This window comes from Trinickia sp. HAY1-2D, from assembly GCF_056754935.1.
Window position 1 is genome coordinate 3,366,959 of the sequence record NZ_JBPGWX010000002.1, and the last position, 16,311, is coordinate 3,383,269.

General features: G+C 65.1%; 11 protein-coding genes. 3 read left to right on the plus strand and 8 right to left on the minus strand.

The window, feature by feature from the left end:
• The first annotated feature begins 33 nt into the window (after positions 1-33).
• Complete coding sequence (gene argH / locus ACR9ZC_RS22720; protein WP_481581996.1) at positions 34-1,458, plus strand: argininosuccinate lyase; 1,425 nt, start codon at positions 34-36, stop codon at positions 1,456-1,458.
• Between the two features lie 47 nt (positions 1,459-1,505).
• Here the strand turns inward: argH and ACR9ZC_RS22725 are convergent, their stop codons facing one another.
• From ACR9ZC_RS22725 to apbC, 5 genes are all read right to left on the minus strand, one after another.
• Positions 1,506-2,258 (minus strand): lysozyme inhibitor LprI family protein, encoded by a 753-nt coding sequence (locus ACR9ZC_RS22725; protein WP_481581997.1) that lies wholly within the window; start codon positions 2,256-2,258, stop codon positions 1,506-1,508.
• A 2-nt stretch (positions 2,259-2,260) separates the two neighbouring features.
• A complete protein-coding gene (locus ACR9ZC_RS22730) occupies positions 2,261-4,540 on the minus strand; it encodes an Orn/Lys/Arg family decarboxylase (RefSeq protein WP_481581998.1) in 2,280 nt (759 codons plus the stop codon).
• 123 nt (positions 4,541-4,663) lie between these two features.
• A complete protein-coding gene (gene dcd / locus ACR9ZC_RS22735) occupies positions 4,664-5,233 on the minus strand; it encodes a dCTP deaminase (protein ID WP_331568415.1) in 570 nt (189 codons plus the stop codon).
• A gap of 25 nt (positions 5,234-5,258) precedes the next feature.
• Positions 5,259-5,810 carry a superoxide dismutase family protein gene (locus ACR9ZC_RS22740; protein WP_331568414.1) on the minus strand — a complete coding sequence of 184 codons (552 nt, stop codon included), beginning with the start codon at positions 5,808-5,810 and terminating at the stop codon, positions 5,259-5,261.
• Between the two features lie 149 nt (positions 5,811-5,959).
• A complete protein-coding gene (gene apbC / locus ACR9ZC_RS22745) occupies positions 5,960-7,048 on the minus strand; it encodes an iron-sulfur cluster carrier protein ApbC (protein ID WP_481581999.1) in 1,089 nt (362 codons plus the stop codon).
• Between the two features lie 318 nt (positions 7,049-7,366).
• On the opposite strand from apbC, the gene ACR9ZC_RS22750 reads away from it, so the two are divergent.
• Entirely contained in the window at positions 7,367-8,032 is a 666-nt protein-coding gene (locus tag ACR9ZC_RS22750; protein WP_331568412.1) for a YiaD family glycine zipper/OmpA-like lipoprotein, read from the plus strand.
• Positions 8,033-8,417: 385 nt separating this feature from the next.
• On the plus strand, positions 8,418-10,586 hold the full coding sequence (metG, locus tag ACR9ZC_RS22755; RefSeq protein ID WP_481582000.1) for a methionine--tRNA ligase: 2,169 nt from the start codon (positions 8,418-8,420) through the stop codon (positions 10,584-10,586).
• A 47-nt stretch (positions 10,587-10,633) separates the two neighbouring features.
• Here the strand turns inward: metG and ACR9ZC_RS22760 are convergent, their stop codons facing one another.
• The 3 genes from ACR9ZC_RS22760 to ACR9ZC_RS22770 all read right to left on the minus strand — a co-directional run bounded on the left by ACR9ZC_RS22760 (position 10,634) and on the right by ACR9ZC_RS22770 (position 16,263).
• Positions 10,634-11,290, minus strand: a complete 657-nt coding sequence (locus ACR9ZC_RS22760; RefSeq protein WP_481582001.1) for a hypothetical protein — start codon at positions 11,288-11,290, stop codon at positions 10,634-10,636.
• A 25-nt stretch (positions 11,291-11,315) separates the two neighbouring features.
• On the minus strand, positions 11,316-12,014 hold the full coding sequence (locus tag ACR9ZC_RS22765) for a hypothetical protein (protein ID WP_481582002.1): 699 nt from the start codon (positions 12,012-12,014) through the stop codon (positions 11,316-11,318).
• An 88-nt stretch (positions 12,015-12,102) separates the two neighbouring features.
• Positions 12,103-16,263, minus strand: a complete 4,161-nt coding sequence (locus tag ACR9ZC_RS22770) for a translocation/assembly module TamB domain-containing protein (protein WP_481582003.1) — start codon at positions 16,261-16,263, stop codon at positions 12,103-12,105.
• Between the last annotated feature and the right edge of the window lie 48 nt (positions 16,264-16,311).

A 16,311-nucleotide genomic window follows, 5' to 3' on the forward strand; every position in this document is an offset into this window, starting at 1 on the left:
CTCTCACGACGGACCACTTCTCAGCCCATCATCATGACGTCTCAACTGCATAAAAAAGGCGAAGCCTGGTCGGCTCGCTTCTCGGAGCCGATGTCCGAGCTCGTCAAGCGCTACACGTCGTCAGTGTTCTTCGACAAGCGCATGGCGCTCGTCGACATCGAAGGCTCGCTCGCGCACGCGAAGATGCTCGCGGCGCAAAAAATCATCGCCGCCGAAGACCTCGCGGCCATCGAGCGCGGCATGGCGCAGATCCGCGGTGAAATCGAGCGCGGCGAATTCGTCTGGCAACTCGATCTCGAAGACGTCCATCTGAATATCGAGGCGCGTTTGACGGCGCTGATCGGCGACGCCGGCAAGCGCCTGCACACCGGCCGCTCGCGCAACGATCAGGTCGCCACCGACATTCGCCTCTGGCTGCGCGGCGAAATCGACCGCATCGGCGGCTTGCTCGGCGATTTGCGTCTTGCGCTCGTCGAATTGGCCGAGCAGCACGCCGGAACGATCATGCCGGGCTTCACGCACCTGCAGGTCGCGCAGCCCGTCACGTTCGGCCATCACCTGCTCGCGTACGTCGAAATGTTCGGGCGTGACGCCGAGCGCCTGCGTGACTGTCGCACGCGCGTGAACCGCCTGCCGCTCGGCGCGGCCGCACTGGCCGGCACGAGCTATCCGATCGATCGGCACGCCGTCGCCAAAACGCTCGGCTTCGACGGCATCTGCGCCAATTCGCTCGACGCCGTTTCGGACCGCGACTTCGCCATCGAATTTACCGCCGCGGCGGCGCTCGTGATGACGCACGTCTCGCGATTCTCCGAAGAGCTCGTCCTCTGGATGAGCCCGCGAGTCGGCTTCATCGATCTGGCCGATCGCTTTTGCACGGGCTCGTCGATCATGCCGCAAAAGAAAAACCCCGATGTGCCCGAACTCGCGCGCGGCAAAACCGGGCGGGTCAACGGCCATCTCATGGCGCTGCTCACGTTGATGAAGGGCCAGCCGCTCGCCTACAACAAGGACAACCAGGAAGACAAGGAGCCGCTTTTCGACACGGTCGATACCGTGGCGGATACGCTGCGGATCTTCGCGGAAATGGTGGCCGGCATCACGGTCAAGCCGGATGCAATGCGGGCCGCAGCGCTACAGGGCTTTTCGACGGCAACGGATCTGGCCGACTATCTCGTCAAGCGCGGCCTGCCGTTTCGCGATGCGCACGAGGCCGTCGCGCACGCGGTGCGGGTATGCGTGGACCGGCAGTGCGATCTCGCCGATCTGACGCTCGATGAAATGCGCGCGGAGCTTCCCAACGTCGCACACCTGATCGGTGAAGACGTATTCGATTACCTCACGCTCGAAGGTTCGGTGGCAAGCCGCAATCATCCGGGCGGCACGGCCCCCGAGCAGGTCCGCGCCGCGGCTCAGGCCGCGCGCCAGGCACTGCAAGCCCAGGCTCGGCGCGACTAAGCCGGCCGGGATGCCCGGCGGGGCGGTGCTTAGCGGGAGAGCGCCGGCTAGTCGTTGCCGGCCGTCTCGGCCAGCCGCTTGAGCGTCGCCACGCGCGCGCCGACCAGATCGACGCGCTCGGCCTCCGTGCCCAGCCCCGAGGTCGCCTCGAAGTAGGCAAGCCAGGCGCGCTGCGCATGCGAAAGAACGACGCGCGAGCGCGCCGCCAATTTCGCGCGCAGCTTGCGTGCATAACGGTTCAGATCGAATTGCGCATGCTCGCAAGCCGCATCGACGGTGCACGGGCGCAAACGCGCCGGACGTTTGGGCGGAGCCGGATCGGCATCGCTTGCCGAGTTCGCGGTGGCGTCGAACTGCGCGGCCGCATGACGCAGCTGCAGCGCGCGGTCGCGCACCGGCTGCAACAAAACGTTAGCTTCGGTGATGACATAAGCCGAACCGTGCGTCGTCTGGAACACGGCATGCACGAGCGGCACTTCCTTGTCCCGCCATGTCTGCCAGCGCCGCTGGCTCTCCTCCCAGCCACGCCGCATCTTGTCGGGCGCGGCTGCCGTCAGCGATCGATAAGCGGCGTCGATGGCGGCCTGCCATGAATCGCGTGCGGCATCCATGCATTGCGCCTGCCCGGCAGGCGACGAGCGGTCCGCGCGCGCGAGACAGGTGCGCATCGCCGTATCGATCGGATCCGCGGGGGCCGCTTCGGCATGGGCGGCGACGGGTACGACGAACGAGGCGCCGACCAGGACCAACGCGCCAAGCGCGAGCCTCGTAGGGAGCAGCGTTCTTGCAGCGCACTTCATGATCAGACACGCACGCAATCGACGAAATATTCCATGCGCCCTTCCACCCGCTCGGCGACGAGGCCATGAATATCGGTCGAGAAACCGGGGAAGCGCTCGTTGAACTCGCGCGCGAACTTCAGATAGTTGACGATCGTACGATTGAACCGCTCGCCTGGAATGAGCAGCGGGATACCGGGCGGATAAGGCGTCAACAACACGCTCGTCACGCGGCCCTCCAGCTCGTCGATGGGCACGCGATCGATCTCGCGGTGTGCGAGCTTCGCGAACGCATCGGAAGGCTTCATCGCGGGTTCCATGTTCGACAGGTACATCTCCGTCGTGAGCCGGGCGATGTCGTTGGCGCGATAAACGCTGTGGATCGCCTGGCACAGATCGCGCAGCCCCATGCGCTCGTAAGCGGGGTGCTGGGCCACGAACTCGGGCAGGACACGCCACAGCGGCTGATTGCTGTCGTAGTCGTCCTTGAACTGCTGAAGCTCCGTCACCATCGAGTTCCAACGGCCCTTCGTGATGCCGATCGTGAACATGATGAAAAACGAGTAGAGCCCCGTCTTTTCGACGATGATGCCGTGCTCGGCCAGATACCGGGTGACGATGGCAGCCGGGATGCCCGACTCGGCGAACTCGCCGGCGAGGTCGAGCCCCGGCGTGACGATCGTCGCCTTGATCGGGTCCAGCATGTTGAAGCCTTCGGCAAGCGGGCCGAAGCCGTGCCACGGATCGTTCGCGCGCAGTATCCAGTCCTCGCGCGAGCCGATGCCCTCGTCGGCAAGCGCCTCCGGGCCCCAGACCTGGAAGAACCAATCCTCGCCGTATTCGGCGTCGACCTTGCGCATCGCGCGTCTGAAGTCGAGCGCCTCGGCAATCGATTCCTCGACGAGCGCCGTACCGCCCGGCGGCTCCATCATCGCCGCCGCGACGTCGCACGAGGCAATGATCGCGTACTGCGGGCTCGTCGACGTGTGCATCAAGTAGGCCTCGTTGAAGCGATGCCGGTCGAACGCACCGTCGGCGGAATCCTGAACGACGATCTGCGAAGCCTGCGAAATGCCCGCGAGCAGCTTATGCGTCGAATGCGTTGCAAACACGAGCGCACCGGTGCGCGGACGGCCGGCACCGATCGCATGCATGTCCTGATAGAACGAATGGAACTCGGCATGCGGCAGCCACGCTTCGTCGAAATGCAGCGTATCGAGGAAGTCGCCGAGCAGCGACTTGATCGTTTCGACGTTGTAGATGACGCCGTCGTACGTGCTTTGCGTGATCGTCAGGATGCGCGGCTTCAGATTCGGGTTTCGCTCGAGCGCTTCGCGCGCAAACGGATTGGCCTCGATCTTCTTGCGGATGTTCTCCGGCTTGAACTCGTCGAGCGGGATCGGGCCGATGATGCCGAAATTGTTGCGCGTCGGCGTCAGGAACACCGGAATGGCGCCCGTCATCGTGATCGCATGGAGGATCGACTTGTGGCAGTTGCGATCGACGACGACGATGTCGCCCGGCGCCACCGTCGCATGCCAGACGATCTTGTTCGAAGTCGACGTACCGTTCGTGACGAAGAACAGATGATCGGCGCTGAAGATGCGGGCCGCGTTGCGCTCGGACGCCGCGACGGGGCCGATGTGATCGAGCAGTTGCCCGAGTTCGTCGACGGCGTTGCAGACGTCGGCGCGCAGCATGTTCTCGCCGAAGAACTGGTGGAACATCTGGCCGAGCGGGCTCTTGAGAAAGGCCACGCCCCCCGAATGGCCCGGACAATGCCACGAATACGAGCCTTCGTCGGCGTACTTGACGAGTTCCTTGAAAAACGGCGGCGAGAGCGAATCGAGATAGACCTTCGCTTCGCGCACGATATGGCGCGCGACGAACTCGGGCGTATCCTCGAACATGTGGATGAACCCGTGCAGCTCGCGCAGGATGTCGTTCGGCAGGTGGCGCGACGTGCGCGTCTCGCCGTACAGGAAAATCGGAATGTCCGCGTTGCGGCGGCGCACCTCGTTGACGAACGCACGCAACTCGAGAATCGCCGTCGCGAACTCGGGCAGTTCGCCATCGGGACCGGTCTCGCCGAGCATCAGTTCGTCGTCGTCGAGCGACAGAATGAAGCACGACGCGCGGCTCGATTGCTGCGCGAACGAGGTCAGGTCCCCGTAGCTCGTCAGGCCGAGGACCTCGACGCCCTCCCCTTCGATCGCCTCGGCGAGCGCCCGAATGCCGGAACCCGAGATGTTCTCGGAACGGAAGTCCTCATCGATGATGACGACGGGGAAACGGAACTTCATGAACGATTCTCCAAAAACAAGGACCGCTGGCGCGGGTCATGTTCTCCGTGCCGAGCGGTCGCTCGAAAACCTGTCAGTCTCTTTGCGCTTTGCGTCAGCGTTGTGACGGCACGCCGACGGCATTCAGGTCTTCGGCAGCGTGACGCCGTGCTGGCCCTGATACTTGCCGCCCCGGTCCGCGTAGGACACGTCGCAGACTTCGTCGCTCTCGAAAAAGAGCACCTGCGCCACGCCCTCGTTCGCATAGATCTTCGCCGGCAACGGCGTCGTGTTCGAAAACTCGAGCGTCACGTAGCCTTCCCATTCGGGCTCGAACGGCGTCACGTTCACGATGATGCCGCAGCGCGCATAGGTCGACTTGCCGAGGCAGACCGTCAGGACGTTGCGCGGAATGCGGAAGTATTCGACCGTGCGCGCGAGCGCGAACGAATTCGGCGGAATGATACAGACGTCGCCCTTGAAATCGACGAATGATTTCTCGTCGAAGTTCTTCGGGTCGACGATCGTCGAGTTGATGTTCGTGAAGATCTTGAATTCGTCGGCGCAGCGGATATCGTAACCGTAGCTCGACGTGCCGTAGCTCACGATCTTGCGGCCGTCCTCGGCCGTGCGGACCTGATCGCCCACGAACGGCTCGATCATGTTGTGCTCGGCGGCCATTCGCCGAATCCACTTGTCGGATTTGATGCTCATAAATATCGAGGTCTCTCGGTCCTGCTCATTGTCCGTGAATCACGCCGCACCCGAGCGCGGGCCCGACGCTGTGATCGGGAAATGCCGGGTCGACCGGCTCGCGATAGATCAGCACCGAACGCCCGATGACCGAGCGCACGCCGTCGAGCGAGACGTCGGGCGCGACGATGAATCCGGTCGCGCCGCCGTTCGCGTCCGCATGAAGATTGCCGAGATCGCCCTCGAGCCGCACCCCGGCGCGCAGCCTCGACGCGGCCGGCGCGAAGACGGGGCCGGCGCTCGCGCCGTCGACCGCATTGCAATCGCCACGCTCGTGCACCTGCAGCGCATGGTCGGTGTTGGGCGGCAAGCCCGCGAGGTTGTATGTGACCTGCACGCCGTCCGCCCGCTCTATGAACGTGACGGCACCTTGCACCGCGCTGCCGACCGTCGGCCGCAATTGCGCATCGGCGCGCTTTTCGTGGTGGCCCAAAAACGCGGTGCAGCCCGCAAGCGGCGCGCCCGCCAGGCCCAACAGGGCGACGCAGGCGACGACGCTCAACGCACGCGCGTGCCGCCCGTCGGTTCGTTGTCTCATGCGATCCTCATGCCGGCCGCAGCGCCCCTGCGCTGCCGTCCCGGACTCAAGCGAAGGCGACATGATACCGCGCCGCGCGGCCGGCGCGGCGCAAGGGCATGCCAGGCCCTCGCGCGAAAGCCTCGCATGCCGCTTGAAGCAGGCCCCGCTCAGGTGTTCTGAACGACGATGCTCGGGAATTTGCCGGTCATGTCGCGCGCGCGCTCCGCAATCTGGATGGCCACTTTGCGGGCAATGGCGCGGTATGTCTCGGCGATGCGTCCGCTCGGATCGGCGACGACGGACGGGTGCCCGCTGTCGGCCTGCTCGCGAATCGAGATGTCGAGCGGCAAGCTGCCGAGCACCTGCACACCGTATTCGCCGGCCATGCGCTCGGCGCCGCCGGCGCCGAAGATATGCTCGGCATGGCCGCAGTTCGAGCAGACGTGGATGCTCATGTTCTCGACGATGCCAAGGATCGGCACGCCGACCTTCTCGAACATCTTCAGGCCCTTCTTGGCGTCGATGAGGGCGATGTCCTGCGGCGTCGTGACGATGACCGCTCCCGTCACCGGGACGCGCTGTGCGAGCGTCAGTTGGATGTCGCCCGTACCGGGCGGCATGTCGACGACGAGGTAGTCGAGCTCGCGCCAATTGGTTTGCCTGAGCAGTTGCTCGAGTGCGGACGTGACCATCGGGCCGCGCCAGACCATCGGATTGTCCTGCTCGACGAGAAAGCCGATCGAATTCGCCTGCACGCCGTGACCCTCGAGCGGGTTCATCGTTTGCCCGTCGGGCGAGTCCGGCCGCCCCTCGATGCCGAGCATCATCGGGATCGACGGTCCATAGATATCGGCATCGAGCACGCCGACCGACGCCCCTTCGCTTGCCAGCGCCAGCGCGAGATTGACGGCGGTCGTGCTCTTGCCGACCCCGCCCTTGCCCGACGCCACGGCGACGATGTTCTTCACGTTGGGAAGCAGTTTGACCCCGCGCTGCACGGCGTGCGCGACGATCGATTGCGAGAGCGCGACCTCGGCGCGCTCCACGCCGGGCACCTGCCGCAGCGCCGCAACGATTAACGCACGCAGCGCGTCGAGTTGGCTTTTCGCGGGATAGCCGAGGACGATCTCCGCCCGTACGGTCGTACCGTCGACCGCGACCGACTTCACGCCCTTGGCTGCCGCGAACGGTCGGCCGGTGTTGGGATCCGTCACGGCCGCGAGTGCGGCGTCGACCAAGGCCCGATCAATGCTCATCGAAAAGACTCCGAAGCGAAACGGCTCGCGGCGAGGCGCACCGACGGGCCACAGCGTATGCGGCTCGAGGGCGACTCACGCCGCAAGGCAGGAAAATTGAAAGAAAGTGTTGCTCGCCATTGCCAAATAGCGGGCTGCCGGGCACTTTCGCCCTCGGCGCCCGCCACGGGGCCGCGTGCGGACCCCGTACGCGCTATTGTAGTGGCTTGCGTCGTCGTGGCTGGAAGACACTGCGCGCGGCAAGGCTTAGCGGTTTTCCGCCCGGGTTCGGGCCGCGCGGGCGTCGTTCTGACACGTTTTCTTGAGAGGACTCGAAAAATGAACTCGAAAATCATGACCCGCTTGACGGTATTCACGCTGGCCGGCGCACTGCTCGCCGGCTGCGCCACGGAGCAGCAAACGAACGCGGCCTATGGCACGGGCGCCGGTGCGGCCGCGGGCGCCGGCCTCGGCGCCATCTTCGGCGGCGGCAAGGGCGCGGCCATCGGCGCGGGTGTCGGCGGGCTGTTGGGCGGCATCACGGGCTACAACTGGAGCAACATCCGCAACCGGATTTCGGGCGCGTCGCGCGGCACCGGCACGACCGTCAACGAACAGCCCGATGGCTCGCTGAAGGTCAACATCCCGAGCAACGTGACGTTCGCGACCGATAGCTACCAGATCAACCCGGCGCTCTATCCGACGCTCAATGAAGTGGCGACCCAGATGGGCCAAAACCCCGAACTCGTTGCCGAAGTGCGCGGCTATACGGACAGCACGGGGTCGCCCCAGTACAACCAGACGCTTTCGCAAAACCGCGCACAAAGCGTGGCGAACTACCTCAGTCAGCACGGCGTATCGCCGAACCGTCTGGCGGCCGCTGGATACGGTCCGAACAACCCCGTCGCCGACAACGGCACGGACCAGGGCCGCGCCCAGAACCGCCGCGTCGAAATATATTTGAAAGCGACCGCGCAGCACGGCCAGGCGCCGCGCTACCAATAAGCTGGCCGCGGCCCGCCGGGCGGGCCTGCGGGGTGACCGGGAATACGCCCGGAATGTTTCGGTAAACAAATCGAAAAATTTTTCGAACTCACCCGGAAATCGGCTGTCTCTACGTACGGTACGCGGATGGCGAAGGCCGCCGCGTCACCATTCTCCTCTTGTCGTTGTTGCTCCGGGGCCGGTTCATATTCGCCCCGGTTTTTTTTGCCCGCTGCTCTCAGTACGCGGGCCGCAACGGTTCCCGACCCTCGGCGCCTCCGAGTCGGTGGGTCCTCCGCCCCTCGCGCCGAACGTCATGGGGGCGCACCCCGCTCGCTGCCGCGAATTGCCGCGCCCGCCCTGTTAAAATCGGCGTTTTCCCTGCGCGGTCCCTCCTCGAACGCCAATGACAGCACCCGACATCGCCTCCAGCCCGCCGGCGCTCCGTCGCCGGATTCTCGTCACATCCGCCTTGCCTTACGCGAATGGACAGATCCACCTCGGCCATCTGGTCGAATATATCCAGACCGACATCTGGGTTCGCACGCTGCGCATGCACGGGCACGAGGTGTACTACGTCGGCGCCGACGACACGCATGGCACGCCGGTCATGCTGAGTGCCGAAAAGGAAGGCATCACGCCGAAGGCGTTGATCGAGCGCGTCGGGCGGGAGCACAAGCGCGATTTCGACAGCTTCCTGGTCTCGTTCGACAACTACTACTCGACCGATTCGGACGAGAACCGCGAACTGTGCGAGTCGATCTTTCTCTCGCTGCAGGCAGCCGGGCTCATCGATGCCCGCGAAATCGAACAGGCCTACGATCCCGTCAAGGAAATGTTCCTGCCCGATCGCTTCATCAAGGGTCAATGCCCGAAGTGCGGCGCGAAGGATCAATACGGCGACAGCTGCGAGGTCTGCGGTTCGACCTATCAGCCGACGGAGCTGATCAACCCCTACTCGGCCGTCTCGGGCGCAACGCCCGTGCGCCGCAAGTCGACGCACTACTTCTTCCGCCTCTCGGACGTGCGCTGCGAATCGTTCCTGCGCAGCTGGGTGAGCGGGCTTGCGCAGCCGGAAGCCACGAACAAGATGCGCGAATGGCTGGGCGAAAAGGGCGAGGCGAAGCTCGCCGATTGGGATATCTCGCGCGACGCTCCGTATTTCGGTTTCGAAATTCCGGGCGCGAGCGGCAAATACTTCTATGTCTGGCTCGATGCGCCGGTCGGCTATTACGCCAGCTTCAAGAATCTGGCCGCGCGCGTCGGGCTCGACTTCGAAGCATGGATCCGCCCGGGCACCGAGACCGAGCAGTACCACTTCATCGGCAAGGACATCCTCTACTTTCACACGCTCTTTTGGCCGGCGATGCTCGAGTTCTCGGGCCACCGCACGCCGACCAACGTCTTTGCGCACGGCTTTCTGACGGTGGACGGCGCGAAGATGTCGAAATCGCGCGGTACGTTCATCACGGCGAAGAGCTATGTCGACACGGGGCTCAACCCCGAATGGCTGCGTTATTACTTCGCCGCGAAGCTCAACGCCACGATGGAAGACATCGACCTGAACCTCGAGGATTTCCTCGCGCGCGTGAACAGCGACATCGTCGGCAAGTTCGTCAATATCGCGAGCCGCGCGGCGGGCTTCCTCGTCAAGCGATTCGACGCCCGCGTGCAGGACAGCGCGATGCATCACCCGCTGCTCGGCATGCTGCGCGAGGCGCTGCCGCAAATTGCCACTCATTACGAAGCGCGCGAGTACGGCCGTGCCGTCCGGCAGACCATGGAGCTCGCCGATGCCGTCAACGCCTATGTCGATACGGCCAAACCCTGGGATCAGGCGAAAGATCCGGCCAACGCGGCGGCGCTGCACGAAACGGTCAGCGTCAGCATCGAGGCGTTCCGGCTGCTCACGCTCGCACTGAAGCCGGTCTTGCCGGCCTTGGCCGCGAACGTCGAGGCGTTTCTCGGTATCCCGCCGTTGACTTGGGCCGATGCCGGCAACGTCCTTTCGTCGGCACGCCCGATCAACCCCTATAAGCATCTGATGACCCGTGTCGATCCGGCACAGATCGAAGCGCTGATCGCGGCGAACCGCGCATCGCTGCAACCCACGGACACCACACCGCCTCATCGGCAAGCGGCCTCGGCAGCGAAAACCACCGCCGAAGCGGCCAAAAGCGCCAAGGGTCACAGCGTGGCAGCAGCCGCGAAAGCGGCCGAAAGCGCCGAGGCCTCGGTCATTTCCATCGACGACTTCGCCAAGATCGACTTGCGCATCGCACGCATCGTCGAATGCAAGGCCGTCGAGGGCTCCGACAAGTTGCTGCAACTGACGCTCGACATCGGCGAAGAGAAGACCCGCAACGTGTTCTCGGGCATCAAGTCGGCCTACCGACCCGAGGACCTCGTCGGCAAACTGACCGTGATGGTGGCGAATCTGGCGCCGCGCAAGATGAAGTTCGGGCTCTCGGAGGGGATGGTCCTGGCGGCATCGGCTGCCGACGAGAAAGCCGAACCGGGACTTTATATCCTCGAACCGCACAGCGGCGCACAGCCAGGTATGCGCGTGAAATAGCGGCGGCTGCGGGCGTGCGCGCCACGAATCGGCGTGCGCCCCGGCCGTCAATACTGCTGCAACACGGCCTTATCGATATCGCGAAAAAACAGCTTGCCGGTGCCGATCTTTCGAGAACCGCCGAACGGCGCATGCCAAAACTTGACCATCAGGATCCCGCTGCCCTGGGCAGCGGGCGCCGCGGCAAATCCCGGGTTGCGCACCTTCGGTATCTCCTTATGGAACTTCGACGCGAGTTTGCCCAACGACGCTGCAATCCGTGAGCCCACCGCACTGCTCGGCATTTTCAGACCCATCGCGCCGAACGTCGCGGGCGAACTGAAGGTCCCGCCGGCAAACTTCGCCACTCTCGTGGCCGCTTCGTTATAAGGGTATAGCGACTTGTAACGCGCCACGGTGGAAAGCTCGAAGACGGACATATAAATGTCCGGCTTGCCCGAAAAGGTATTCGGTGAAGTGTTTTCGATGCCCTTGTCCGCGTTTGCGCCGAAGAACCCGGCAATTTCGTCGAGCGTACCGTAGACGACGAGCGCCCGCGCACCCTGCCCGTTATCGGACAACAGCCACATGTCGTTCATTTGCGGACGGCAAGGAACAGGCACGCCACCATGATCGAATATCACCGCACCGAAACTACCGAAGTCGGGCCTTCCCGACGATAACCGGCACATCCGGCCGGCATGCTCCTTGATGCATATATCCATTTCGGAATCCTGAATGATAGTGACGTCAGAGCCGGAAAAGACGTTTGAAGTCATTGCCGTCGGCCGTGGAGTTCGGCATGCCCTGGCCGCTAAACCTGGAGAAGAAGACACGTCTTTGTCCGATCCGCCGCATGCCCTCGCCCGGAAACGGACTGAATGTGACGCGAAATAGCGCCCCTGCCTTGCCGTTCGATTCGGCGATACCGGGATTGCGGATGAACTTGTACATGTCGTGGACCGTGGCGATCAGGTCGCCGATATCGCCCACGTCGCCGACGGGCGCCGTACAGCCGCCAATGCCGCAGGCGAGCGCATGGGAATCCTGCGGCACGAATTTCGAGGTCGACCAATCCTTCAGGGCGACACATCGGATCAACGTGTTCGCGACGCTGACACCGGCCATGGCCGCGTCATTTCCCGCAAAGAGCGTCCTGTAACGGTTGCGCGCGACGTGCGCCGTCACGCCCATAAAAATCGATGGCAATTCCGGTATCGTGTTTTCGATGCCGTACATCGCCTCGCGCTCGAAGAAATCGACGATTTGCGCACCAGTACCAACGAGTACCAAATCGCGCGCGCCGGTTTGCGTGTCCGCGAACAAATAGCGGTTGTACGCCCCGCTTCTGATGGCGGTCGTGAATGCGCCGCGATCCTCGATGAAATTCATCGGACCGGTCCGGTGGACCATCGACGATGGGGCACGCATCATTCTGATCGGCTGCATATTTCGGTTTTCGATAAAGTCGGAAACCGCTATCGGAACATGCAACCCCCAGGCGGGAATAGGGAACTTTTCTCAGTTATTTTTCGGCTCACCGTTTCGACCAGAACGCATCGAAGCGGCGCGTGTAATTGATATCGACGCCCTGGAACGTGCCCGTATAAGTCGAAAGCGCCCAGAAACGCGAGAGATTGATCGTCGCCTTGAATGCATTGGCCGCCGATTGCAGACCCTGCTCGTAACCGAGCACGAGACGCTCGTTGATCGCTTTCGAGAGCATGACCACCTGCGGATCGGTCAATCCAACCTCACTGCGGCCCACCGTGAATTCGTCGAGTCCGAACGTCTGCGCCACGCGTTTGCCCGTCGCACTGCCGAGCAGTGCGAGCGCGGTCGTCATCGAGCTTTGCTGGCCGAGATTGTTGCCTTGATCCGTGCCATGGCCGAACAGCAGCCACGACAATTTTTCGTTGTCGGACACGTTCGGTTCCGACACGAGTTTGACGATCGGCGCGTTGACGGTGCCCGTGACCTGCACGCCGGCCTCGACCTCCTGATTGCGGCGCATCGCGAGGATATTGATGCCGGGATTCGCCACCGGTCCGTTGAACGTGAAAAAGCCGTTCTCGATGGCGAGCTTGCGGCCGAACTCGGTATAGGTCGAGCCCTCGGTCACGCCGACATTGCCGATGGCCCGCAGCGGCTGGCTCGGGGCCGACATCACGGTCACCATGCCGCGCAGCCCCAGATCCGCGCCGCGCCCCCGGAAACGGAAGTTGCGCCCCAGATCGATGTCGATGTTCGCGCGCGGCGCGAAGGGGCTCACCGGCTTGTTCATCGCCGGCTCGATCGGCTGCGGCGCACCTCGCACGGCGGCGTTGTTGCGCAAGATCACGACATCGTCCGACAAGCTGGGCGCCGGTTGCTCCGGCATGTCGAACAGCGCGCGGTCGATCTTGAACTTGCCGTCGATATTCATACCGCCGGCCGGCCCGCCGTTCGCAACCGTCGCACTGCCCGACAGCGACAGCCGCCGGTCCGGCGCGGCGAACAACTCGAGCTTGTCCGCGACGATTTGCGCCGTGATGTCGGGCTCGGCGCGATCGAGCCGCACTTGACCGGTCGCACGCAGCGTACCGTCGCCGCCATGAAACTCCACGCGTTGAAAGTCGACGAGATTCTCCGATAGCGCAATGCGTACGACACCGTCCTTCAACTGCACGCCCTGATCGATGAACGTCGCCGCGAGCCCGTCGCCGGTCAGCGCCCCCGAAAGCGCGGGTTTCGCGATCGTGCCCGCCACGGTCAGCCTGAGCGCCGCGCGCCCATCGAGCACGTAGCTCGGTCCGAACAGGCCGCCCGTCGTTTTCAGCGAAGGTACGTCGGCCGCGATCGTGCCCCCAAGCGGCGCATCGGCCGCGAGCCCAAGCTGACCGCCGCGCGCCGGATCGGGGGAAAGCGCTACGCTCAGGTTCGCGTCCGCCCTACCGATGCGGCTCGCCGCCGCGCGCAACGTGACGCTCAATCGCGAGCCGGTACGAAAATCGGCGCGCGCGCCGAGCGCGGTGATGCCGAGCGGCGCCAATCCGCCCCGGACCGTGTCGACCGACACGTCTCCGCTCACGCGTTCGAGGCGCGCGTAGCCGGACGCGGTGCGGCCTAGCGTGAAGTCCCAATCGCCGGCGAAGACGAGATCGCTACGCATGCGCGAAGGCGTGCCGGTCAGTTGCTCGCGTATCGCGAGCAGTCTCGCCACCGACAGATTCGAGGCCGAGCCGGCCGAGCGTATCGCGCCGCGGTCGTAGACGAACGACTTGATATCGATCCGCGCGCCTTCGAGCGCGAGCCGCGTCGCGCCGAGCGTCACGAACTCGCGGCTCGCGTTGATCGCAAGCGGCGCCTGCAGTTCGAGCGCCGGCATGCCGCGATTGGCGAAGCGCGTGACGGTGCCGGCCCACTGCAGGCCGTCGCGTGTATCGGTCAAACCGCCCGACGCCGCCAATACGAGGTCTACCGGCCGGCCGCGCAGCGTGCCTTTCGCCGCCACATCGAACGCGTGCTTCGCGCGCGTGCCGCTCGCGTGCGCGGAAAGGCTCGCGAAATCGGCGATGCTCGTATGGACGTCGCGCGCATCGGTCTTGAATTCGAGCGCGCCGTTCGCGCCGTCACGCACGAGCGCACGGCCCGTCGCCGCACCGACGCGGTTCTCGCCGAACGACACGTCGTGCGCATCGTAGCTGAGTGTGGCATTGGGATGAGCGAGCGAGCCCGTCACGTCGCCGTCGGCATTCACCCCGCCCGCCAGGCCAAAGCCGAGCCGCTCTAGCTGCGGCGCGGCAATGCGAAAACGCAGCCGGTCGCCCGGTGCGCCGAAGCTGCCGTGCAGTTCGACGTCATTGCCGGCGATCGATAGCGCCGCGTCGCTCGGCAATAAGCGCTTGCCGGCGACCTGCACCGTGCCTTCGCCTCTGAGCGGAAGGCCGTCGTAGAGGCTGTCGGCGAGCTTGAACCGCAGCTTCGTCGCGATACTCGGGGCCAAGGTGCCGCTCGCTTCCAGCGTGCCCGTCACGCGCGCCTCGGGCCACCGCGTCGACGCGCCCCGCGCCACCGCGGCGGACTTTCTCGCCGGGGCCGATGGATGCGATGTCGCTTGCCGCTTCGATGCGGTCGATGCGCTCGATGTCTTCGACGATGTTCCTGCGCGCGGCGGGTGCGGGGCACCCGGGCGCTTTGGCGCAGCCGGCGGCGCACTCGCCGCCAGCACGAGACGCGGATCGAAGCTCTTCAGCGTTGCGCGCAGCGAATAGGTCGATCGAGCGTCCCGCATCAGGGCGCCGTCGAGATCGACGTAGCCACTGCCGGCCGCGACGCGCACATCGCGCAACGCGATACGCTCCGGCTCCAACGCGATTTTGGCCCGTGCGCCGAGACCCGCACGCTTATCGGCAAGGTCGAACTCGAGCCCGGTCGCGGCGCCGTCGAGCTGTACGCTGATCGGCCCGTCGAGGGCCGTCGCGCGCACCCATGGCGTGATCGTGTTCAGATCGAGGCGGCTGGCCTGCAAGGCGATGCGGCCTCGGCCGCGTTTGAGCGTGCCGCCGCCCGCGAGCTCGGCGTCGTCGACGAGCCGCACGCGCAGGTTCGCAATGCGCTCCTCGCTTGCATCGAGCCGCACATCGGCGTGTGCGTCGATGAGCGGCAGCAACCGCGCGTCGAGTCTGCCCGGCTTCGCGTTGACGATCGAGACCGGACCGGCCACGACCGACGTGCCCGCCCCCGGCACGGGGCCGAGGTCGGCGTCGAGCGAAAGATCGGCCGCGGGCGCACCGGGGCTGAACGTCTGCGGGTTCACGTGAGCGAGCGCGACTTGCGCGCGCTTGAGCGGCACCGGTGCAAAAGGCGTGGCCTCCACCCGCGCGTGCCCCTTGAGCTTGAAACCGCTCGCGTCGATCTCGGCCGTCAGCGCCTCCAGCGTGCCCGTGACCTGCGCGCTCGCCCGCGCCGGCTCGCCCGCGAACTCGCCCGCATAACCGGCGTTGCCCGAGAGCGCAAACGGGCGCACGCCGTCGAGCGACAGCTCGGCCGTGATCGCCCCGTAAGGCGTATCGAGCCCGCCGAGCGCGAGCGTATGATGCCGCCCGTCGCTGCGGCCGTTCATCCGCAAACGGTCGAACTCCGTCACGCTGGCGCCGTCATGGATGCGCAGCCGGTCGATACCGATTGCGCGCACGTCGAGCTGGATCGGCAAGCGCAGGCTCTGCGGCAAAGTCATCGGCGCATTGCTGCGGGACGGCGCAAGACGCGCATCGACAGTGCCCGCGTGCAGATCGACGATGGTCAGCCGCCAGGGCGACGGCGTGAGCGCCCATCGGCCGCTCAGCCGGTCGATGCGAATCTCGGTCGTCGCGGCTGTTGCGGCCGGGGGACCGCCCGTTACCGTCGGCCGCTCGACAAAATGCACGTCGGCCAACCTCAGCCCGCTGGCGAGCGTGCCGCCCTGGAACGTGCCGGCGAGCCGTCCGCCCGAGAGCGCCACGGCCGCACGCCAAACGAGCCCGGTCCCGCGCTCGGTCGTGAGCGCGCCGAATAGCGCAAGCGATTCGGCGCCCAGCATGATCACGATGCCCACCACCGTCAACGCGAACACGCGCAGCGCCCGGCGCGGCTTGCGACGGGGCGGCGGTGCATCGCGCCCGGCGTCGTGGACGTCTGGCGGCGGTGGTGAGGGCGGCGGTGGCGAATCGTTCGTCATGCTCGTTTCGGGAAAAGCGCGCTCAAGGCTAAAGCGGTATCGAAGCGG